A 21,239-nucleotide genomic window follows, 5' to 3' on the forward strand; every position below is an offset into this window, starting at 1 on the left:
ATCGGCGGTTCTCCGCTGTGATCCCCTGCTTTGTTTCGGCGCCGCGGGCGTCAATTTTCGGAGGCTTTTTTGTCCAGTCGTATCTTCGCTGACCTTATCCTGATCAATGGCAACATCTGGCGCGGCTATGAAGACGGCCGCTGCCAAGCGCTGGCCGTATGGCAGGGCAAGGTGCTGGCCACGGGCACCGACGGCGAAATGATGGAGCTCAAGGGGCCGGAGACGGAAATCGTCGATCTGCAGGGCCGCTTTGCAAGCCCCGGCCTGATCGACAATCACCTCCATCTCATCGCGACCGGCCTGACCATGGGCATGGTAGACGTTACCGCCACGGCAGCGCCGACGCTGAAAGCAATTGTCGATGCCATTGCCGAGCGTGCGCAACAGACGCCGAAGGGTGAATGGGTACTGGCGCGCGGCTACGACCAGGTCAAGCTCGATACCGGGGTGCACCCGACGCGCGCGGACCTCGACCGTGCCGCCCCGGACCATCCCGTGCTGGTGACGCGCGCGTGTGGCCATGTCGCAATTGCGAACTCCAAGGCTCTGGAGCTGGCCGGCGTATCCGAATCCACCCCAACGCCGGATGGCGGTGTGATCGGCATGACCGGCAACCGCCTGAACGGCCTGCTGGCCGAGAATGCCATCGGCATGGTCAGGTCGGCGATCCCGAAACTGCCGGTGGAACGCCTGGTCGACGCGATCGAAATGGGCGGCCGCTACCTGCTGTCGCTGGGCATCACCAGCACGATGGATGCAGCGGTCGGACAGGTGGGCGGTCTTTCCGAAATCCGCGCTTACGAACTGGCGAAGCTGGCGGGCCGCTTGCCCGTTCGGGTCTGGCTGGCGCTTCTGGGCGATCCGGAACGGTCGATCGTCGAGGATTGCTGGAAGATGGGCCTCGTCTCCGGCGCGGGCGACGACATGCTGCGCGTTGGCGCCGTGAAGATTTTCCTCGACGGTTCGGCCGGTGGCCGCACCGCCTGGATGACCGAGCCATACAAGGACGAGCCGGAAAATCTCGGCGTCCAGATGCTGCCCGACGAGCAGGTCTATGCGCTGGTGCAGGACTATCACGACAAGGGCTACGCGCTGGCCTGTCATGCCATCGGCGACGGCGCCATCGAGCAGCTCATCACCGCCTATGAGAAGGCGCTCGCGGCCTCTCCGGATGCCGAGCGCCGGCACAGGATCGAACATTGCGGCTATCCCAGCGACCAGCAGAACCGGCGCATGCAAGCCGCCGGCATCCTGCCCGCGCCGCAACAGGCCTTCATATACGATTTCGGCGACAGCTACGTCTCGGTGCTGGGCGAGGAGCGCGGGGCACGGTCATACCCGATCGGCACGTGGATGGAGATGGGGCTGAAGCCATCGACGGGATCCGATTCTCCGGTGTGTTCGCCCAACCCGTTCCCGAACCTTTATACGATGGTCACTCGCCGGACATGGAAGGGCACGCTCCTTTCCGAATCCGAGACGCTGAGCCGTGAGCAGGCGTTGCAGGTTTTCACAGAGTATGGAGCGTATTCGCAGAAGGCGGAAAACGTGAAGGGTCGGCTGGTGCCGGGACAGTGGGCAGACATCGCCGTCTTCAACGAAGATCTCGTGGAGACGGCACCCGAGACCTTGCGGGATGACACGCGCTGCGTGCTCACCTTGCTTGCAGGCCGCGTCGTTCATGATGCACGATAAGCGGCAAAGCGGCCTCATTGCGCGGGCCGTTGCCTGAGGAGGTTACGACAAACAACGATAATCGCGCCCGAGCGTAAGGAATGGCGCGCCACCAGAGGAGAGAAAGAACGATGTTCAAGACACTTTCATTAGCCGCGGTTCTAAGCCTCGGCACTGCGACGCTGGCCTGGTCGGCAGATGAGCCGCGACATGGCGGCACGTTCAACTTCACGGCGCCCTACGGCTCGGCATTCTCGACGCTGGATACCCATTCCAGCCCCAACATCCAGGAACAGTTCCTCACCTTTGCGATCCACCGCAGCCTGTATTCATGGGATTCCAACGCCAACAAGCCGGTGCTTGAGCTGGCGGATTCGGTCGATGTCTCCGACGACGGCACCACCTACACCTATCATCTCAAGAAGAACGCGGTCTTCCACAACGGCAAGCCGCTGACCGCCGACGACTTCATCTTCACCTATGAGCGTCTGGCTACCGCCTCCAACGCATTGTCGGGCGCGAGCTACCTCTCCATCATCAAGGGCGTCGAGGAATTCGGCTCCGGTGCTGCGACCGAGATCGCGGGCCTCAAGAAGATCGACGACAATACGCTAGAAGTCACGTTGAATGCGGCGGGCAATCCGGGCTTCAACCTCATGGAAGCCACGACGGCGATCTATCCCTCCGACGTGCCGCTCGAGCAGCAGGCGATCAACCCTGTCGGTCTCGGCGCCTTCAAGTTCAAGGAGCACATTCCCGGCTCGCAGATCGTGGTCGAGCGCTTCGATGACTATTACGAGGAGGGCAGGCCCTATCTCGACCGGGTCAACATCATCGTCATGGCCGAGGGCTCGGCGCGCGACGTGGCCTTCCGCAACAAGGAGATCGACGTCTCGATCCTCGGCCCGGTGCAGTATTCGGCCTACCAGGCCGATCCCGAGCTGAAGGACAACCTTCTCGAGGTTGCCGAAACCTTCACCCGCAATATCGGCTTCAGCCAGACCCAGGTCGAGGCGTTCAAAGACAAGCGTGTCCGCCAGGCCATTAACTACGCGATTAACTCGGATCTCATCATCGAGCGCCTGGTCAAGGGCAAGGCGGTGCGCGCCACGAGCTGGCTGCCGCTGGGATCGCCTGCCTTCGACAGCGAAGCCAAGCCCTATCCCTACGATCCGGAGAAGGCCAAGGAGCTGCTGAAGGAAGCCGGCTATGAAGACGGCTTCGAATTCGAGGTCACCGCAACACCGAACGAAAGCTGGGGCGTGCCGATCGTCGAGGCGATCCTGCCGATGCTGGCAGAGGTAGGCGTTACCGTCCGGCCGCGTCCGATCGAATCGGCAGCGCTCGGCTCGACCGTCCAGTCGGGTAATTTCCAGGCCTATATCTGGTCGAACCTTACCGGGCCGGACCCACTGACGGTGATGCGCTGCTTCTGGTCGCAGACGCCGCAGTCGGCTTGCAACTACACCGCCTATTCGAACCCCGAATACGACAAGATCTATGAGGCGGCCCGTGCCGAGCGGGACCCGGACAAGCAGTTGGAACTGCTGAAGCAGGCCAACAACTTCATCCAGGAAGAAGCGCCGATCTGGTTCTTCAACTACAACAAGGCGGTCATGGCCCATCAGCCGTGGGTGCACGGGCTGGTACCAAACGCGACCGAACTCGCGCTCCAGCCTTATGACGACATCTGGATCGACGACACGGCTCCGGAAAGCCGCAAGTAGGCGGAAAGCGCCGTCCACGGGAAGACATGCTTCTCGTGGACGGCTTCTTTGCGAGTGTGCATCACTCCGCAACCTGACGCGGCCTGAGACGGGACCCGCCCATGCTACGTTTCGCGCTTCGGCGCATTCTCCAGATCATCCCCACCGTGATCGTCGTCGCCCTGCTGATCTTCGTGATCTTCAGTGTTGTTCCAGGCAGCTTCGCGGCCAGTCTGTTCTCCGACGGACGGACCAACGCCGATCCGCAACTCATTGCCCGGATCACCGCCCAGTTCGGCTTGGACAAGCCGCTCCACGAGCGCTTCTTCACCTATATATGGGACCTGGCACGGTTCGATCTGGGTACCTCCTTCCGCACGCGTCTGCCCGTGATCCAGATGATCAATGAGCGGATGTGGGCCTCGCTGGAACTTGCCACAGCCGCGATGGTGTTCGCGATCGTCATCGGTGTGCCGCTCGGCTTCCTGGCCGCGCTGCGTCCCGGATCGGTCCTCGACACCGTCACGATGATCGGGGCTGTTTCGGGCCTTTCGCTGCCGCAGTTCTGGCTGGGCCTGCTGATGATGCTGCTCTTCGCGCTGCATCTGAACTGGCTGCCGAGCTTCGGTTACGGCGACGGGTCGTTCCGCAACCTCATCCTGCCCGCCATGGCGCTGGGGGTGACGCCGCTCGCGCTGTTGGCGCGCACGACGCGTGCGGGCGTGCTCGATGTGATGAATTCGGACTTCATTCGCACGGCACACGCCAAGGGCATGAGCGAGACGGCGGTGGTGCGCCGCCACGTCGCCCGCAACGCGCTGGTGCTGATCATCACCACCGTGGGGCTGCAGTTCGGCTCGCTGATCGGCCAGGCCGTCGTCATCGAGAAGCTGTTTGCATGGCCGGGCATCGGTTCGCTGCTGGTCGACAGCGTGGCGATCCGCGACATCCCCGTCGTCCAGGGCACGATCCTCGTCATCGTGCTGTGGTTCCTGGTCATCAACACCCTTGTCGATCTGCTCTATGCAGCCATCGACCCACGCATCAAGCAGGAGTAAGCGGCGATGCGTCTAGGTTTCAATCTCCTCTTCGGAGGGTTCCTCACCGCCGTGGTGATCCTCGCCGGCGCCCTTGCACCCTGGCTTGCTCCGTTCGACCCGGTTCTGGGTGCGAACCTGATGAATGCCGAGCTCCCGCCGGACAGCGAGTTCTGGTTCGGCACGGACAGCCAGGGTAGGGACGTCTATTCCCGCATCCTTTACGGCGCGCAGATATCGCTGACGGTCGGCATCGTCTCGCAGGTCATCAATTCGGTGATCGGCGTGACGCTTGGCATGACCGCCGGCTACTGGGGCGGCTGGTGGGACGATCTGGTCAACGGCCTGACCAACGTCATGCTGGCGATACCTTCGCTGATCTTCGCGCTGGCGGTGATGGCCGTTCTGGGACCGGGCTTGGTGTCGCTGCTGATCGCGCTCGGGCTGACGAACTGGAGCTGGACGTGCCGGATCGCGCGCTCCTCAACGCTCTCGCTCAAATCGCAGGGCTACGTGCTTGCGGCACAGTCGCTCGGCTATTCCGACCTGCGCATCATGTTCACCCAGATATTGCCCAACATGATGGGGCCGATCCTGGTTATGGCGACGCTCGGCATGGGCAGCGCGGTGCTCTCGGAGGCGGCACTGAGCTTCCTCGGCCTCGGCATCCAGCCGCCATTCCCGTCCTGGGGGTCGATGCTGACGGATGCGCGCGAGATGATCCAGCTCGCTCCATGGGTGGCCATCTTCCCCGGGCTCGCGATCTTCCTGTCGGTGCTGGGCTTCAACCTGCTCGGCGACGGCCTGCGCGACAGTCTCGACCCGCATATGAGGACGCGCAAGGCATGACCGATCCGCTTCTCGAAGTAAAAGACCTGCATGTCGGCCTGCCCGCCGGCGGCGGGCAGATGTATCCGATCCTGCAGGGCGTTTCGTTCAAGATTATGCCGGGTGAGGCTTTCGGCCTCGTCGGGGAATCGGGTTCCGGCAAGTCGGTCACTTCGCTCGCCACGATGGGACTTCTGAAGAAACCATTGCGCGCGACGGGTGGCGAAATCCTCTTCCGGGGCCGCGACCTGCTGAAGCTTTCGAAGCGCGAAATGCGTAAGCTCAGGGGCGACCGTGTCGCGATGATCTTCCAGGAACCGATGACCGCGCTCAACCCGCTGGTCACCGTGGGGCGGCAGATCGCCGAGATGTTCTATCTGCATCAGGGCAAGTCTTGGGCGGAGGGAGAGAAGCTGGCGATTGAGGCGCTCGCGAATGTGCGGGTGCCCAATCCCGACCGCCGGGCGAAGAACTATCCGCACCAGATGTCAGGCGGCCTGCGCCAGCGCGTGATGATCGCCATGGCGATGGCCTGCGATCCCGACCTGCTGATCGCCGACGAACCGACCACCGCGCTCGACGTGACGGTGCAGGCCGAGGTTCTGCGGCTGATCAAGGAACTCTGCACGGAGCGTGGTACGGCGGTGCTTTTCATCAGCCACGATCTCGGCGTTATCGCATCGACCTGCCAGCGCGTCGGCGTGATGTATGCCGGAACGCTGGTCGAGGAGAACTGGACCGAGGCTCTCTTTGCCAACCCACGCCATGAATATACGCGCGGCCTCCTGGGAGCCTTGCCGCGCCTCGGCAGCCGCTCGTCGCATGGCCGGCAGCGGCTGGTCGACATCGACAGCATCATCGACGACCGCTCCAAGCTCACTCAAACGCGCTTCATCAGCCCGCGCGAGGAAGGAGCGCCAGCGTGAGCGCACCAATTCTCGAGGTCGACAACCTGCACGTCCGCTTCCCCATCACGGGCGGCGGCATGCTGGGAACCGGCAAACGGACACTTTACGCGGTGACGGGTGTCAGCTTTTCGCTGGCCAAGGGCGAATGCCTCTCGATTGTGGGCGAATCCGGTTGCGGCAAGTCTACAACGGCACTGTCGATCATGGGCCTGCAGGAGCCCAGCGAAGGCACGATCCGCTTCAAGGGCCAGCCCATCACCGGTCCCGGAGCGCCGAGCCGGATGGCGCGCGCCAAGGCCGCGCAGATGGTCTTTCAGGATCCCTATGCCAGCCTAAATCCGCGCCAGACGGTGAACGCGTCGCTGGCGCAGCCGCTGAAACTTCACGGGATTACCGGCTCGGAAGCAACGGACCGCATCGCCGCCATGCTCGGGAGCGTCGGCCTCACGCCCGAACAGGGCACGCGCTACCCGCATGAATTCTCAGGCGGCCAGCGGCAGCGTATCGGCATAGCGCGCGCTGATCCTGGAACCGGAGATCGTCGTGCTCGACGAGCCGGTCTCGGCGCTGGACGTGTCCATCCGGGCGCAGATCATCAACCTCCTGCTCGATCTGCAGGAAGAGTTCGGCCTGTCCTATGTGATGATCTCGCACGACCTGTCGGTGGTCGAGCATATGAGCGACCGGGTGCTGGTGATGTTTTTCAGCCAGATCGTCGAGCAGGGCGGCTGGAAGGAAATTTTCGAGAACCCGCAGCACCCCTACACGCGGCGGCTGATCGACGCGATCCCCGACCCCGATGTCGCGCTGGGGCATGGCGGTCTGGCGGCAGGGGCAACGCAGCCCGCCGCGCCGGCCGGCTGGCGCTTTGGCTCCGACGGCAGCGCCGCACCGAACGTGTTCTCACCGCCCGAGCCATCGGAACTGGTCGACGTTGGCCCCGAACACAAGGTCCGCCTGTTGCGCGCTTGACCCGCGCCGCTTTGTCAGGCGTCGGAGCGTCGTCTCCGCTTCGAGGACGTGCCGAGCCATGCGCCCGTTTTGCGCGTTAAATACGGGGGCACGCAGTGGGGTCCATAGAGAGCCGTTGGCTTCAGACCAGCAGCAGCGGGTCGACCGATGTAGAGCGCTTGAGCGCGCGCAGCGCAAAGGTCGAGCGCGTGTTGCGTATGCCGGGCAGTTTGTAGAGCCTTTCCCGCAGGAACCTTTCGAAGTGCAGCGTGTCTGAGACTGCGACCTTGATCAGGTAATCGTAGTCTCCCGTTGCAAGGTGAGCCTCCACGACTTCAGGTATCCTGAGTAAGGCTTCACCAAACTCGGCCAGTACCGTGTCGTTGTGCTTGTCCAGCGTCACCTCGACGAACACCGTGTTGAATAATCCAAAAGCCGCGTGATTGAGCAGCGCGACATACCCTTCGATCGCTCCACTCGCTTCAAGCTTCTTGACCCGTGTCCAGCAGGGCGATGGCGACAGCCCCACCTTTGCGCCGAGCTCGCTGGTGGTCAGCCGCCCGTCGGTGCGCAGTGCGGACAGGATCTTGCGGTCCATCAGATCGATCTCGCCGGAAATCCCAGTCATCGTAGATCGAGAACGTTTGTTTCGTGAAGCTGCCATTTATGTGATTCCTGTTCTGCAATCCTGGCGCAATAGCATAAAGTTCGGGAGATATTCGCGGCTATTATTGGCCAACATCCTGCGCGGAAACGTCGGTGCACCGTGCGGGAGAGAATGGTGAATAAGCAACACGTCGCGGCGCCTGAGGGCGTCCATACGTTACGCGACCCTGACAGCGGCCTTGAAGGCCTGATCGTTCTTCACTCGACGGCGCTCGGGCCCGCGGCTGGCGGGTGTCGGCTGCTGCACTATCAGGACGCATCCCTGATGCGGGCAGACGCTTTCCGTCTTGCGGAGGGCATGAGCTACAAGAATGCGCTCGCCGGCCGCTATATTACGGCGGAGGATGTCGGCACCAGCGTCGAGGATATGCAGGCGGTGTCCGAGAAAACGCGCTTTGTCGCGGGGCTGCCCTCAAATTCTGACGGCCCGGGCGGCGATCCCTCTCCGTGGACGGCGCAGGGCGTCTTCGTCTCGATGGAGACGCTCGTTCGGCGTCATCTTTCCAAGGACCTTTCGGATTGCGTTGTTGCGGTCCAAGGCCTCGGCCACGTCGGCCATTCACTCGCGCGAATGCTGCATCAAGCCGGCGCGCGGATGATCGTTGCGGATGTTTCCGAGCAAAACGTCAGACGCGCAGTTGCTGAAACCGGAGCAGCGGTGGTTTCCGCCGAACAAATTCTCTCGGTGGAGGCCGACGTTCTCGCCCCTTGCGCGCTGGGCGCGATCTTCGACGAAACCAGCATCGGCACCATCCGGGCAAGAATAATATGCGGTGCTGCCAACAACCAACTCGCCACACCCGATGACGGCGCGCGGCTTGCCCGGCGTGGCATCCTGTACGCCCCGGATTACGTGGTGAATGCGGGCGGCATCATCAACGTTGCCGGCGAATATTTCGGCTGGACGGAAAAGGACACACAGCGACGCATAGCCGATACCGGCAACAGGCTCATCCGCGTGCTGGATCACGCATCCGCAACCGGGGTCGCTCCCAACCAAGCTGCAGACGAACTGGCCCGCGCCAAGATTGCGGCAGGCTCGTCACTGTTCCTCGCGGACAGCGCCTTATGAGCGCCCCTACCGCTGGCCGTCAGCCAGCATACCGCCTGCTGATTACCGTCGACAAAGGCATGCAGGCGGTGATGCGCGTTCTGGATGTACTTGCCCAACGATCGGTGATGCCCGAAACAATCCATATTGAGCAAGGGCTCGAAGCGCTGACCATCACGGTCACCGTACGGGAGTTTGCAGAAAGCGATGCCTCTTCAATCGCATGCCGGCTACAGACGCTTGTCACCACGCGCATGGTGAACGTCACGCCGATTCCATGAGCGCGCTTTCGAACTAGCGATGCGAAAGTAGCCAATTACGCACGATCGCCACGTCCGGCCGATCGAAGCTGGCGACCGGCGTCATCAGGACGTAGGGGATCCTGACGGGGAAATGTATCTGGAAAGGGTCGACCAACAGGCCTTCGGCCAGCTCTTTCTCGATCAGAAAATTAGGAATGAGCGCAAAGCCGGCGCCTGCCAGACACGCTTCGATTGCGAGCACGAGGAGGTTGACCGACGTGCTGAATTTCAGCGTGATGTTCGTGAAGCCCGCTGCGTAGAACCAGTTTTCCCAACTATCGACGTTCCAGCCCGGCTCGGAAAAATCGACCTTGATCAAGGGCTGTTTTACCAGATCTGCCGGCGTCGGCTGGGGCGGCAATCTTTCGACGAAAGCCGGCGTACACACCGCCGTGAGATGCCCCGCCAACAAGAGGTCCTGCTGCATATCCTTTTTCTCGGCGAGGCTATGGTAGATGGCGAGATCAGGGGTCGGGTCCTGCGCGTTCCACTTCTGCGACATAGCCGAAATCCGGATCGCTATGTCCGGATGGACTTCGTGGAACTTCGCCATGCGGGGCGCAAGCCACCGCATTGCCAGTGAATATTGGCACCGGATCAGCACCTCGCTGTCCAGTTCCCTGGAACGCGCGGAGAATGAGGCAACCGAGATCTGATCGAAAATCGCGCCAAGTTGCTTTGAAAAACTCACGCCCCTGGACGTCAGCGTTACGCCGTGTGCGCGACGTTCGAAAAGCGTGCCGCCGACCCATTCTTCGAGCTGCTTGACCTGGTGGCTGATCGCGCCGGGCGTGACCCCCAGCTCTGCGCCGGCTCGTACAAAATTCAGATGCCGGGCGGCTGCTTCGAATGCACGCAGCGCGGTCAGCGGAGGAAGGCGGCGAACCATTCTTTCAGACCTAACTCAGTTATGCCTCAGATACAGGATTATTGGTTTGTGTTGAAAAGTGACGTGTGGCTTAATTTTGTCAACCTGAGTGTTGAGGAAAATTATGTCTCGCGAACGAGCTATCGCCGCTGCCCGCTCCTACTGTCGCGAGGGTCGCTTTCTGCATGATCTTGCTAAACGGGTCGCGATCCCGACCGAGAGTCAGAATCCCGATCGGTTGCCGAACTGCTACCAGTATTTGAAGCTTTTCGCCGACGACCTCGCGGAACTTGGCTTTGAAGGGCGCATCATCGACAACCCGACAGCCGTTGGGGGACCGTACCTCATTGCCAGGCGCATTGAGGACGAAACGCTGCCTACCCTTCTGATCTATGGCCATGGCGATGTGGTCGCGGGGATGGAGACGCGCTGGAGCGATGGGCGCGACCCCTGGAAACTCTCTGTCGAGGGCGAAAAGATCTATGGTCGCGGAACGGCAGACAACAAGGGGCAGCATACAATTGCTGCCCTCGCGCTCGAAGCGGTTCTGACGGCGCGCGAATCTCTCGGCTACAACGTCACGTTCTTTGTCGAAACGTCCGAGGAAACCGGCTCTTCGGGGCTTCATGAGACCTGTGAAACGCATCGTGACCTGCTTTCGGCGGACTGGCTGATTGCTTCCGACGGCCCACGGCTGTTTCCTGAAACGCCTACGCTGAAAGGTGGCACGCGCGGGGTCTACACATTCGATCTAGTTTGCAATCTTCGTGAGGGCGCACATCACTCCGGCAATTGGGGCGGACTGATCGCCAATCCGGCAACGATACTGTGCAATGCGGTTTCCAGCCTGATTTCCGCTGAAGGGCACATTCGCGTTCGCGGTATCGTGCCGCAGCAGGTTCCTGCGGCAGTCACCGATGCCTTGCAGGGCATAAAGCTGAGAAAGACAGAGGAGGGGCCGGACCTTGACGCGTGGTGGGGCGAGCCCGGTCTTTCCCCGGCGGAGCGCGTCTTCGGGTGGACCGCGCTCGAGGTGCTCGCCATGACCGCCGGCACACCGGAGCTTCCTGTCAACGCAATCCCGCCGGTTGCGTGGGCGCGGATGCAGATCCGCTATACCGTGGATGTCGACCCCAGCACATTCGAATCAACCATCCGCGCGTTTCTCGACGAGAACGGATTTCAGCAGATTCAGTTCATCCCGAATGTGGAACGCGACATATCCGGCGCGACCCGCCTCGAGCCGGATCACCCCTTGATGGCGTGGGCGGCGTCATCTGTAGCCAATACTACCGGCAAGCAGCCGATCATCCTGCCGAATGCCGGCGGCTCGCTTCCCAACGATTGTTTTTCGACCCTGCTGGGCATGCCGACGATCTGGGTCCCTCATTCGTATTGGGGTTGCAATCAACACGCCCCGAACGAACACCTTCTGATGCCACTGGCCGAGGAAGGACTTGGGGTCATGGCGGGCCTCTTTTGGGACCTTCACGAGACACCGCCGCCGTCGCCTCGCGCAGGCGCAGCGAGCCTCTGACCCCACCAGAAATCCGAATGTGCAATCGGGTGCATACACATCGCCATGCAGTGCGGTGAGCGAATAGTAGATGCCGGACAATGCCTTTTTGGTTCGGAAATTAATAGAAATCCCGGACAGGAACGCCCGGGATACATAAGCGGGGAACTTGGAATGAAACGTATTGTGCTTTCAGCCATGATGCTTGGGTTGCTGTCGCCGCAGGCGATGGCGCAAACGATCACGGCTTCCATCGCCCAGGATGTTCGCAGCACGAACCCGGGCGTCAACCGCGATGACACGACCGATGGCGTCGTGCTGCATATGGTCGAGGGCCTGGTCGGCTATCGCGAAGATGGCTCTGTGGGTCCACTGCTCGCGCAGAGCGTGGACATGTCCGCGGACGGGCTGACATACACATTCAAGCTGAGGACAGGGATCACCTTTCACAACGGTGAAACCTTCAGCGCCGAAAACGTCCTGTGGAACTGGACCCGTTACATGGACCCGGCAACCGAATGGCGGTGCCTCGCGGAGTTTGACGGCCGCAACGGCCTGAAGGTCGAGAGCGTAACCGCACCCGACGCGCAAACCATCGTGATGACAATTAACCAGCCAAGCGCCGTTTTCCTCGATGCGCTTGCGCGCACCGACTGCGGCATGGCAGGCATCCTGCACTATGCGTCTGTCAACGAAGACGGGACGTGGAACCAGCCGATCGGAACCGGCCCGTACAAATTCGGAACCTGGAAGCGCGGCGAATATTTCGAGCTGGAAGCATTCTCGGACTATGTGACGCCCGCTGGCAGCGCACCGGACGGATATGTCGGTGCAAAGAAGCCGCTGGCGGAAAAGGTCCGCTTCTACGTCATCAGCGATCCGGAAACGATCAAGGCCGGCCTACTGTCCGGCACAGTGGACCTCGCCGCCGTTGCCAGCACCGATGTGCCGGAGTTCGCAGCAAATCCGGACTTCAATGTCGCGGACTCGGTCGACGCGTCAAAGCACACCTTGTCTCTGCAGGTCGCCGATCCGCTGCTCTCCAAGGTCGAAATGCGTCAGGCTATTGCCGCCGCTCTGGACCTGCCGACGCTCGTAACCCAGGTGACCAACGGCTACGGTCGACCGAACAACTCGGCCATCTTTCCACAATCGATGTATTACAGCGACGTGCAGAAGCAGGCGTTCGCGCATGATCTGGACAAGGCGCGGGAGCTACTTGCCAAGGCAGGCTACAAGGGCGATCCCATCACCATAATTGCCAACAAACGGCCAACCACGCCGAGCTTCGAGACGGCTGTGGTGGCGCAGGCCATGCTGCAAGCTGCTGGTATCAATGCCACGATCGAGGTGATGGAGTGGGGCACGCAGCTTAGCCGCTACTTCTCCGGCAATTACCAGATGATGGCGTTTTCATACTCGTCCCGCTTCGACCCAGCTCTCAGCTTCGAGCAGTTTTCAGGCCCCAAGGACACCACCTCCGGCAAGGTCTGGAACAATCCGGAAGCGCTCAAGCTGATTCACGAAGGCAAGGCCGTGTCCGATCCCGCAAGGCGCCAGGCGATCTTCGACGAATTGCACACGCTTCTCCTGCACGATGTGCCCATGATCATCTACAGCAATGGCGTCAACGACATCGTATCGAACAAGCGACTGCAAGGCGTCGTGTCATGGCAGTCGAAGCTGCGCCTCTGGGAAGTGGCAAAGCAGTAGATTTTCATCTGATCACGGTAAGACAATGCTAAAATTCGCAATAAGCCGGATTATTGCGGCCATACCGACACTGTTCATCGTGTCGGTATCCGTCTTCTTTCTTATTCGGCTAATCCCGGGCGACCCAGCCTCGCTGATGTTGGGCGATCTTGCCGACGCGGCCAGCCTTGCCGACCTACGGTCACGGCTCGGACTTGACCAGAGCATTCCAGTTCAGTTCACGATCTGGCTGGGCAACATACTCAGCGGAGATTTTGGCAGGTCGATCACCAGCCAGCAGGAAGTCCTGCCTCTCATCCTCGGGCGGCTTCGTGTCAGCGCGGAGATCGTGCTGATAGCGGTGCTTCTTGCCAGCGTCATAGCCGTGCCTGCCGGCATGATTGCCGCCTGGCGTCAGAACAGCCTCACCGACGTGGCCCTGGTGAGTATCGCGACGGTTCTGCTTTCCATTCCCGCATTCTGGATGGGCTTGTTGCTACTCCTGCTGTTCGTGCTCAAGCTCGGTTGGTTGCCGTTGGTCGGATATGTCTCGATAAGCCAGGATTTCACGCAGGGCCTTCTCTACATCATCCTGCCAGTTGCAACGCTTCTGCTCCACGAGATCGGCGTGATCATGCGGATGGCCCGCGCGTCCACGCTTGAAGTCATGCAACTGGACTACATCACCCATGCCCGTGCCAAGGGCCTGTCCGAAGCCGCGGTCATGTGGCGACATGCGTTCAAAAACGCTTTTGGTCCGACATGGACCCTCATCGGAATTGTTCTTGGAAATCTGCTCGGCGGCATTGCCGTCATTGAAACCGTGTTTGCGATACCAGGCCTCGGGCGGCTGCTTGTGGAAGCAATCTTCGCCCGCGACTACCCGGTGATCCAGGGCTGCCTGCTGATGATCGCGACCATCTACGTCCTCGTCAATCTGGTGGTGGATTTGCTGTATCCGGTGTTTGACCCGAAAGTGAACGCCCAATGACCCGGCTATCTCCAAGTGCGGTTCTGGGTGTGCTGCTTACCGGAGCACTTCTATGTGCCGCGTTGCTGGGGGCGGTATGGACCCCTTACGATCCGCTGGGGCTCAATTTCACCCTCAAGCTGGCTGGTCCAGGGGCCGCGCACTGGCTTGGCACGGACGAGTTCGGGCGGGACGTGCTCAGCCGATTGCTGACCGGCGCTGCAACGAGCTTCTGGATAAGTTTCCTCACCGTATGTCTGGCAGTAAGTGCCGGCACCGTGATCGGGATCGTCACCGGCTATTTTCGAGGCTGGGTCGATCGCATCGTGATGATGTTCAACGACGCGCTGCTGGCTTTCCCCGGCATTTTGCTGGCGCTCGGTCTGCTCGCGATCTTCGGCGCAAACAAGTACGGCATCGTGCTGGCTCTGGGGCTGGCTTATACGCCGACCGTTGTCCGCATCGTACGTGGCGCCGTCATGTCGCTTCGAGAGCGGGAGTTCATTGAAGCGTCCCGTGTCATGGGTAATTCGAATGCCTACACGATGCTGCGTCACATTCTGCCAAACTGCATCGCGCCACTGACGGTTCTGGCCACATCGATGTTTGGATGGGTGTTGCTTGCCGAAAGCGCGCTGAGCTTTCTCGGACTCGGTGTGCCCCCACCCGCGCCCACCTGGGGGAACATGCTCGCGAGTGGGCGCCCTTTCATCTCGCAGGCGGTTTGGCTGGCCATCTTCCCAGGCCTTTGCATCTCGCTCACGCTGCTCGGAATCAATCTCCTGGGCGACGCGTTACGGCACAAACTCGACCCAAGGATGAGACATTGACGATGCACGAGCCAAGGCCCATCCTCGATGTGCGCGACCTTTCCCTCGAGGTGGGGCGAACAGGGATCCAGATCCTCAAGCACATCAGCTTCAATGTGAATGCCGGCGAGATTGTCGGCATCGTGGGCGAATCCGGTTCCGGAAAGTCGATGGCGGCGCGTTCCATCGTCGCTCTCAACCCACCCGACATCCGACGCACCAGTGGCTCGATACGATTCGAAGACCGCGACATCTGCACCATGAGCAAGCGCGACCTCCGGGCGCTGCGCGGCGCCCGCGTCGGCATGGTGTTTCAGGAGCCCATGACCTCCCTCAACCCGTCGATGACCATCGGCCGGCAAATGGAAGAGGGGTTGCGCCTTCACAGTCGGCATACGAAGCGCGAACGCCACCAGTTGATCGTCGACATGCTCGCCCGTGTCGGCTTGAACGATCCGAGTACGGCGCTTTCGGCAATGCCGCATCATTTCTCAGGCGGCATGCGCCAGCGCATCATGCTCGCTGCGATGATGCTGCTGAAGCCGGCATTGCTGATCGCCGATGAACCGACGACCGCGTTGGACGCGGTGGTGCAGCGCGACGTTCTGGAACTGATGGTCGAACTGACGCGCGAGAACAACACGGCCGTGCTGATGATCAGCCACGATCTGGCGATGGTGGCGACCTACTCCGACCGCGTCGTTGTCATGTCGCAAGGCGAAATCGTCGAGCAGGGCGAAACGCAAAGCCTGCTGGAGGCGCCGCAACATGCCTATACGGGCAAGCTCCTGTCGGCTCTGCCGCAGCGCATGCCTGCTCGCGCAATCGAGACTACGCCGGTGGCGCGGATCGAGGTCGAAGGGCTCGTCGTGGATTATGCCGCGCGCCAGGGCCTGTTTCGCGAGGGAAAACCCAAGCGCGCGCTGAACGGCATCAGCCTGAATGTGATGCCGGGGGAAGTCGTTGCGGTGGTCGGAGGATCGGGTTCGGGCAAGACGACGCTCGGCCGGGCGATCGCCGGGTTGATTCCCCCGACGGAAGGCCAGGTTCTCTTCAACGGCGATCCCATATTGCCCTCGTCGACGAATTATGGGGACTATCGGGTAAACTGCCAGATGGTTTTCCAAGATCCTTATTCGTCGCTCGATCCCCGGATGAAAGTCGCTGGCCTGGTGGGGGAAGCGTTGCGCCACCGCAACGACCTGTCGGCGGGCGAAAAGCGTTTGCGAGTGACTGAGGTTCTCGACGAAGTTGGCCTGGCTGCATCCTTTGCAACCAGGTTCCCGCACCAGCTCTCGGGAGGGCAGCGCCAGCGTATCGCCATAGCCCGTGCCGTCGTGACGCGGCCGCAATTCGTCATCGCCGACGAACCTGTATCCGCGCTGGATGTCACGGTCCGGGCACAGGTCCTTAAACTTTTTGCCGATCTGCAACGCAAACACGGCTTCTCATGCCTGTTCATCAGCCATGATCTGGCCGTTGTCGAGCAGATCGCCGATCGTGTGATCGTAATGAAGAGGGGCGTCGTGGTCGAACAGGGAAGCCGCGATGCGATCTTCGACAATCCCCAGCACGAATACACAAGGGAATTGCTGCAGGCCATTCCCACCCTTGTCCGAACGGGCCACGGCGGGGTGAAACTGGGATGGCGTTTTGACAGCGATGTTGGGCAGGCGGGACCGAAAGCGGCCGAATAATCCAGGAGCGGCGCAATAGAGCCCGGCCACCTGTTCTTATTTCTGCGATGTGCGGAGGCTGGACCTCGCCGTCATCTTCGGGACCCAGGCCGAGCGCAAGTCAATCAGCGGGATGCGAACGCAGCATCTCCGAACCAGATCCGCCGCGGACTTGCAGTGCCCTGTGTGTCTCCGAAAAGCGCTTTCAGGTTGAGGTATCGCTTGGAAGCCGTTGGTGGAGCCGAGGGGGATCGAACCCCTGACCTCGTCATTGCGAACGACGCGCTCTCCCAGCTGAGCTACGGCCCCGTCCAGCGGATGGGCGGCATTTACGAGCGGCGGCGGCTTCGTGTCAAGCGTCAGATGGCCGGCCCTGCCACCCGCATCGGATCTGCGCGCGATCCGTAACGGGCGTTTACCGTGCGGGGGCCGTGCGGCAGCTCGGCACTTGCCGGTTGTGCCGGCAATGGCTACATGTCGCGGGCGTTCGAAGGGAGACCGGCATGCTCGCGCTTATCCAGACCATCGTGCTCGCGCTCGATCTTTACTGGTGGATCATCATCGCATCCGCGATCTTCTCGTGGCTCTATGCATTCAACGTCATCAATGCGCGCAACCAGTTCGTGGGCTCGATCGGCAACATGCTGTTCCGCCTCACCGAACCGGCACTGCGTCCGATCCGGCGCTTCATGCCTGATCTCGGCGGCATCGACATCTCGCCGATCATCCTGCTGCTTATTCTCTTCTTCATCCGCCAGCTCCTTCTGACGACGGTCGCGCCGATTCTGCTTTCCGCCTGATCGCGATGTCGGCGGCACCGGCTTTCCACCGCCGCCATGCGGGCGGCGTAGAGCTGTTTGTCCGGTTGACGCCGAAATCGGCGCGCGACGCCATCGAGGGTGTGGAGGCCGGCGCCGATGGCCGTGCATTCCTGAAGGCGCGGGTGCGGGCCGTGCCCGAGAAGGGCAAGGCCAACCAGGCGCTCGAAAAACTTCTCGCATCGGCGCTTGGCGTGCCTGCGAGCTCGGTCAGCGTCGTTGCCGGCGGCACCGCGCGCCTCAAGACCGTTCGCGTGGCAGGTGACCCGGAACTTATCGAAGCGCAGCTTGCACTGCTCGAAGGCTGAGCAGAGGCTGGGCGCATGGCCGCCGTTAGGTTAGGTTTGCCCGAACCAGATCATGGAGCAGCCGATGCGTATCATCCTTTCAGCCCTTCTCCTGCTTGGCGGCGCCGGTATCGCAGGCGCACAGGAGATCGTCAGCGCCTACACCAATCTGGAAGCCGATCACCACTGCTCCGTATTCGCAACGGCGGAGGAAGGCGACGGCGACTGGGTCGACATGGTCTGCTCCGGCTATCGCGGATATCCGATCGTCATCTATTACGCCGACGCACGCGAATCGATCTTCTACGGCTTTCCGCCGGACGGCGATCTCGCGCCGACCTGGGAGAGTTTCGACGGCTTCAATTCAGCGGGACCCCGCATCGAATGGCGCATCGAGCGCGACGGCGCGCGCGAGACGCCTTTGCGACCATCCATCGCTGGTTCGTCAGCGAGCCCGACGATGCGGACACGAAGACCGAGGTGCTGGTGGTGGAAAAGGTCGGCCAGATCCATGGCCGGGAAGGGTGCGCCGTCGGCTATGTGGTCGCCACGGGCAATCCCGATGCCAACGAGAAGGCGCGGCGCATAGCCGATACGCAGGCGCGCGATTTCGCCTGCGGGGACCAGCCCGTCATCGACGCCGGAAGCGTGCCGGTGCCGCCGTTCAGCCGCGCAGAGAATTGAGGCCGATCACTCAGGCCGGCCTCGTTCGTATCAGGATTTCGCGCGCTCGATGGCCTCGACGATCATCTTGCGGGCCGCCGCCGCGCCGCGCCAGTCGCCGATCTTGACCCACTTGCCGGGCTCCAGATCCTTGTAGTGCTCGAAGAAATGTTCGATCTGCTTGAGCGTGATCTCGGGCATGTCTGTATGCTCGTGCACGTTCTCGTAGCGCCGGGTCAGGTGCGGCGAGGGGACGGCGATGATCTTTTCGTCCTTGCCGGCATTGTCTTCCATCACCAGCACGCCGATCGGGCGCACATTGATGACGCAGCCGGGGATGAGCTGGCGGGTGTTGCAGACCAGAACGTCGATCGGGTCGCCGTCCTCCGAAAGCGTATGCGGCACGAAGCCGTAATTTCCCGGATAGGTCATCGGCGTGTAGAGGAAGCGATCCACCACGAGCGTGCCGGCGTTTTTGTCCATCTCGTACTTGATCGGCTGGCCGCCGACGGGCACCTCGACGATCACGTTGACGTCTTCCGGTGGGTTGCTGCCGATGGCGATGGCGTCGATGCGCATGGTCGTCCGTTCCTGATGCTGCGTTTGCCCCGGCCGCCACGATTATGAGCGTGTCGCCGCAGGCGTCAAATCCGTCGGGCCAGCGGATATACCGCGCAGCCCGATATTGCAATGCAGCAAGGAGGGTAGGGGCGCGTCACCCAGACGAAGGCGACTTTGCGCAATGCCTTCTGGTCGAAAACCTCGACGCCTTCGGCGACGTCGCGGCCGCCAGCACCGGTGTAGAAACCGATGGCATTGGCGTTTTCTTCCAGTGCCCAGACCACCAGTCCGGACAGGCCGTGCGTGGCAAGCTTCTCGCGGGCAGCGGCGAACAAACGGCCACCGAGCCCTATGCCCTGATATTCCGGTTTCAGGTAGAGCTCGTAAATCTCTCCCTGCTGCGGCAGCTCGCGGGCGCGGTTGCGGCCAAGCGTTGCATAGCCGACGACCTCGCCGCCGATCTCGATCACCAGGACACTGGCAGCGCGGCGAATCGCGTTGCCCCACCAGGATGTGCCGCGACGGTTGATCATCGCCGTCAGCGCCCGATAGGGGATGATGCCGGCGTAGGCACCCTGCCATGCTTCATGATGCACGCCGGCGATCGCGTCTGCGTCGCGTGGTTCCGCCCGTCTGATGTCGATCGTCAGTGTATTCATGATTTGTTAAGCATAAACCGGGCGGCGGCATGGCGGCAAGAGTCCGGCTGCGCGCACGATCATTTCTCACAGGGTGTTGCCGGCCTGCCGATTCACATTTCGACGACGTGGTCGTCGAGCTCGTTGGGATTGTTCGTGCCGCCCGGGAAATGTCCGGAAAGCAGGGCGCCGGCGCGGTCGACCGCGTCCGCAAGGCCCTCGGCAAGATGGTCGGCGGCCGCGGCCGCGACAAGCCGCTCGACGATGCCGTTCCACTCTTCCTGCGGCACTTTGGCGTTGATGCCGGAATCGGCCACCACTTCGGCATACCGTTCCGCAAGCGAAACAAATATCAGGATGCCTGTCCGCTGTTCGGTGACGTGGACGTTGTGGGCGAGGAACTGCTTGAGCGCGTTGTCGTGGGCGCGCAGGTAGCGCAGCCTTCGTGGCACCAGCAGGATGCGCAGCCGTGGAACGGACCACAGCAGCAGGCAGGCGACGCCAATTGCTGCGAGTTGCGACAGCACAAGCGTCAGGTGTGGCAGGCCGAGCCAGCTCCGGTCGAGCCAGACGACCACCGGCAGGCTGACGAGCATGACGCCCAGCGCAAGCATGAAGGCTGCCGGATAGGCGTAGCTGTCGCTCGCGCGTGCGACGACGCAATAGATTTCGCCCCGGGTTTGCGCCTCGGCCTGCCGGATGCGGGCGGCCAGCGATTCATGCTGTTCGGGGGTCAGCGGCTTGGTCATCTCGTCTCCCTACCAGCTTCCCGACGCGCCGCCGCCACCGGACGAACCGCCACCACCCGAGAAGCCACCCCCGCCGGACGAAGACGACCAGCCGCCGCCGGAAGATCGTCCGGAGGAGCTTCGCGATGACTGCGTGTAGTCGAACTCCATGCCTAGCCATTTGTAGCGCTTGGCGCCGATCTTGCGGCCGAAGACGGGAGCCAGAAAGGCGAACGCGAAGGCGCCGAAGAAGAGAACGCACCAGACGAGGATGAACAGCACGACAAACCACGGCATGCCGTCGTCCTGTGCCTGATTGCGCTCGGCGCGCGCCTCGAGTTCGGCTGCGTTGCCTTCGAGGACCATGATGATGTCGTTGACGGCGCGGGTGATGCCGCCGGAAAAGTCACCCGCCCGGAAAGCCGGCACCATCGTGTTTTCGATGATGAGCTTGGAATGCAGGTCGGTGAGCGTGCCCTCGAGCCCGTAGCCGACCTCGATGCGCATTCGCCGGTCGTCGCGAGCGACCAGCAGCAGAACGCCATTGTTTTCGCCGGCCTGGCCCAGGCCCCACTGACGGAAAAGCCGGTTGGCGTATGGCTCGATGGCCTCCCCGCCAAGCGATTCGATCGTGGCGACGACGATCTGGTCCGACGATTTCTGCTCGAAAGCCTCCAGCGTGGCGACCAGCGCGCTTTCGTCGGCCGGATCGATCATGCCCGCGTTGTCGACGACGCGGCCGGTGAGCGCAGGCAGCGACTGGGCGAGCGCTGGCAGGCAGAAGAGCAGCGCGGCCACGAGAAACGCTGCCGCGCACCAGCAATGCGATGACGCGGGGACTGGCGAAAGCCGGTGCCGTTGGGGCGGGACCTGCATGGTTATGTGCGTAG

The 21,239-nt window shown here is 61.9% G+C and carries 20 protein-coding genes, 1 tRNA gene and 2 pseudogenes; 16 read left to right on the forward strand and 7 right to left on the reverse strand.

From position 1 onward, the window contains the following. The first annotated feature begins 69 nt into the window (after window positions 1-69). The 6 genes and pseudogenes from HK436_RS08810 (at window position 70) to HK436_RS32335 (ending at window position 7,125) form a co-directional block, all read left to right on the forward strand. Window positions 70-1,695 (forward strand): amidohydrolase, encoded by a 1,626-nt coding sequence (locus HK436_RS08810; protein WP_173188920.1) that lies wholly within the window; start codon window positions 70-72, stop codon window positions 1,693-1,695. A gap of 110 nt (window positions 1,696-1,805) precedes the next feature. Continuing rightward, window positions 1,806-3,401, forward strand: coding sequence for an ABC transporter substrate-binding protein (locus HK436_RS08815; protein WP_173188922.1), 1,596 nt, complete (start codon window positions 1,806-1,808; stop codon window positions 3,399-3,401). A gap of 101 nt (window positions 3,402-3,502) precedes the next feature. Continuing rightward, window positions 3,503-4,438 (forward strand): ABC transporter permease, encoded by a 936-nt coding sequence (locus tag HK436_RS08820; protein ID WP_173188924.1) that lies wholly within the window; start codon window positions 3,503-3,505, stop codon window positions 4,436-4,438. A 6-nt stretch (window positions 4,439-4,444) separates the two neighbouring features. Next, window positions 4,445-5,266, forward strand: coding sequence for an ABC transporter permease (locus HK436_RS08825; RefSeq protein WP_173188926.1), 822 nt, complete (start codon window positions 4,445-4,447; stop codon window positions 5,264-5,266). Continuing rightward, a complete protein-coding gene (locus HK436_RS08830; protein WP_173188927.1) occupies window positions 5,263-6,171 on the forward strand; it encodes an ABC transporter ATP-binding protein in 909 nt (302 codons plus the stop codon). The genes HK436_RS08825 and HK436_RS08830 overlap by 4 nt, the downstream gene beginning before the upstream one ends. Continuing rightward, window positions 6,168-7,125: pseudogene (locus tag HK436_RS32335) on the forward strand (ABC transporter ATP-binding protein). The gene HK436_RS08830 and the pseudogene HK436_RS32335 overlap by 4 nt, the downstream one beginning before the upstream one ends. 121 nt (window positions 7,126-7,246) lie before the next feature. Here HK436_RS32335 and HK436_RS08840 read toward each other — a convergent pair. Then, window positions 7,247-7,732, reverse strand: coding sequence for an Lrp/AsnC family transcriptional regulator (locus HK436_RS08840; RefSeq protein ID WP_173188929.1), 486 nt, complete (start codon window positions 7,730-7,732; stop codon window positions 7,247-7,249). Between the two features lie 150 nt (window positions 7,733-7,882). On the opposite strand from HK436_RS08840, the gene HK436_RS08845 reads away from it, so the two are divergent. Together HK436_RS08845 and HK436_RS08850 are read left to right on the forward strand one after the other, a co-directional pair. Next, window positions 7,883-8,842 (forward strand): Glu/Leu/Phe/Val dehydrogenase family protein, encoded by a 960-nt coding sequence (locus HK436_RS08845; protein ID WP_173188931.1) that lies wholly within the window; start codon window positions 7,883-7,885, stop codon window positions 8,840-8,842. Beyond that, window positions 8,839-9,102, forward strand: coding sequence for an ACT-like domain-containing protein (locus tag HK436_RS08850; protein WP_173188933.1), 264 nt, complete (start codon window positions 8,839-8,841; stop codon window positions 9,100-9,102). The genes HK436_RS08845 and HK436_RS08850 overlap by 4 nt, the downstream gene beginning before the upstream one ends. Window positions 9,103-9,115: 13 nt before the next feature. Here the strand turns inward: HK436_RS08850 and HK436_RS08855 are convergent, their stop codons facing one another. Further along, window positions 9,116-10,012 (reverse strand): LysR substrate-binding domain-containing protein, encoded by an 897-nt coding sequence (locus HK436_RS08855; protein WP_173188935.1) that lies wholly within the window; start codon window positions 10,010-10,012, stop codon window positions 9,116-9,118. Between the two features lie 103 nt (window positions 10,013-10,115). Here HK436_RS08855 and HK436_RS08860 point away from each other — a divergent pair, with 103 nt between their 5' ends. The 5 genes from HK436_RS08860 (at window position 10,116) to HK436_RS08880 (ending at window position 16,675) form a co-directional block, all read left to right on the forward strand. After that, window positions 10,116-11,528, forward strand: coding sequence for a M20 family metallopeptidase (locus HK436_RS08860; RefSeq protein ID WP_173188937.1), 1,413 nt, complete (start codon window positions 10,116-10,118; stop codon window positions 11,526-11,528). A 153-nt stretch (window positions 11,529-11,681) separates the two neighbouring features. Then, window positions 11,682-13,220 carry an ABC transporter substrate-binding protein gene (locus HK436_RS08865; protein WP_173188939.1) on the forward strand — a complete coding sequence of 513 codons (1,539 nt, stop codon included), beginning with the start codon at window positions 11,682-11,684 and terminating at the stop codon, window positions 13,218-13,220. A gap of 25 nt (window positions 13,221-13,245) precedes the next feature. Next, a complete protein-coding gene (locus HK436_RS08870; RefSeq protein ID WP_173188941.1) occupies window positions 13,246-14,190 on the forward strand; it encodes an ABC transporter permease in 945 nt (314 codons plus the stop codon). Then, window positions 14,187-14,999 carry an ABC transporter permease gene (locus HK436_RS08875; protein ID WP_173188943.1) on the forward strand — a complete coding sequence of 271 codons (813 nt, stop codon included), beginning with the start codon at window positions 14,187-14,189 and terminating at the stop codon, window positions 14,997-14,999. The genes HK436_RS08870 and HK436_RS08875 overlap by 4 nt, the downstream gene beginning before the upstream one ends. A gap of 2 nt (window positions 15,000-15,001) precedes the next feature. After that, the gene (locus HK436_RS08880; protein ID WP_244648625.1) at window positions 15,002-16,675 is read left to right on the forward strand and encodes an ABC transporter ATP-binding protein; all 1,674 of its coding nucleotides are present in this window, start codon (window positions 15,002-15,004) and stop codon (window positions 16,673-16,675) included. Window positions 16,676-16,887: 212 nt separating this feature from the next. Here the strand turns inward: HK436_RS08880 and HK436_RS08885 are convergent. Beyond that, window positions 16,888-16,963 (reverse strand) — tRNA-Ala (locus HK436_RS08885). A gap of 194 nt (window positions 16,964-17,157) precedes the next feature. On the opposite strand from HK436_RS08885, the gene HK436_RS08890 reads away from it, so the two are divergent. The 3 genes from HK436_RS08890 to HK436_RS08900 all read left to right on the forward strand — a co-directional run bounded on the left by HK436_RS08890 (window position 17,158) and on the right by HK436_RS08900 (window position 18,348). After that, window positions 17,158-17,454 (forward strand): YggT family protein, encoded by a 297-nt coding sequence (locus HK436_RS08890; protein WP_173188947.1) that lies wholly within the window; start codon window positions 17,158-17,160, stop codon window positions 17,452-17,454. Window positions 17,455-17,459: 5 nt separating this feature from the next. Continuing rightward, window positions 17,460-17,780 (forward strand): DUF167 family protein, encoded by a 321-nt coding sequence (locus HK436_RS08895; RefSeq protein WP_173188949.1) that lies wholly within the window; start codon window positions 17,460-17,462, stop codon window positions 17,778-17,780. 64 nt (window positions 17,781-17,844) lie between these two features. Further along, complete coding sequence (locus HK436_RS08900) at window positions 17,845-18,348, forward strand: hypothetical protein (protein ID WP_312860526.1); 504 nt, start codon at window positions 17,845-17,847, stop codon at window positions 18,346-18,348. 125 nt (window positions 18,349-18,473) lie between these two features. On the opposite strand, the gene ppa is transcribed toward HK436_RS08900, so the two are convergent. The 4 genes and pseudogenes from ppa to HK436_RS08920 all read right to left on the reverse strand — a co-directional run bounded on the left by ppa (window position 18,474) and on the right by HK436_RS08920 (window position 21,225). Further along, window positions 18,474-19,001, reverse strand: a complete 528-nt coding sequence (gene ppa / locus HK436_RS08905) for an inorganic diphosphatase (RefSeq protein WP_173188951.1) — start codon at window positions 18,999-19,001, stop codon at window positions 18,474-18,476. Between the two features lie 140 nt (window positions 19,002-19,141). Continuing rightward, window positions 19,142-19,642, reverse strand: a pseudogene (locus HK436_RS08910) (GNAT family N-acetyltransferase); the annotation flags it as partial. 92 nt (window positions 19,643-19,734) lie between these two features. Next, window positions 19,735-20,370: a TPM domain-containing protein gene (locus HK436_RS08915; protein WP_173188955.1), complete on the reverse strand. Its 636-nt coding sequence runs from the start codon at window positions 20,368-20,370 to the stop codon at window positions 19,735-19,737. A 9-nt stretch (window positions 20,371-20,379) separates the two neighbouring features. Next, the gene (locus HK436_RS08920; RefSeq protein WP_173188957.1) at window positions 20,380-21,225 is read right to left on the reverse strand and encodes a TPM domain-containing protein; all 846 of its coding nucleotides are present in this window, start codon (window positions 21,223-21,225) and stop codon (window positions 20,380-20,382) included. Window positions 21,226-21,239: the final 14 nt, after the last annotated feature.

The organism is Neoaquamicrobium sediminum, from assembly GCF_013240295.1.
Lineage (GTDB): Bacteria > Pseudomonadota > Alphaproteobacteria > Rhizobiales > Rhizobiaceae > Aerobium > Aerobium sediminum.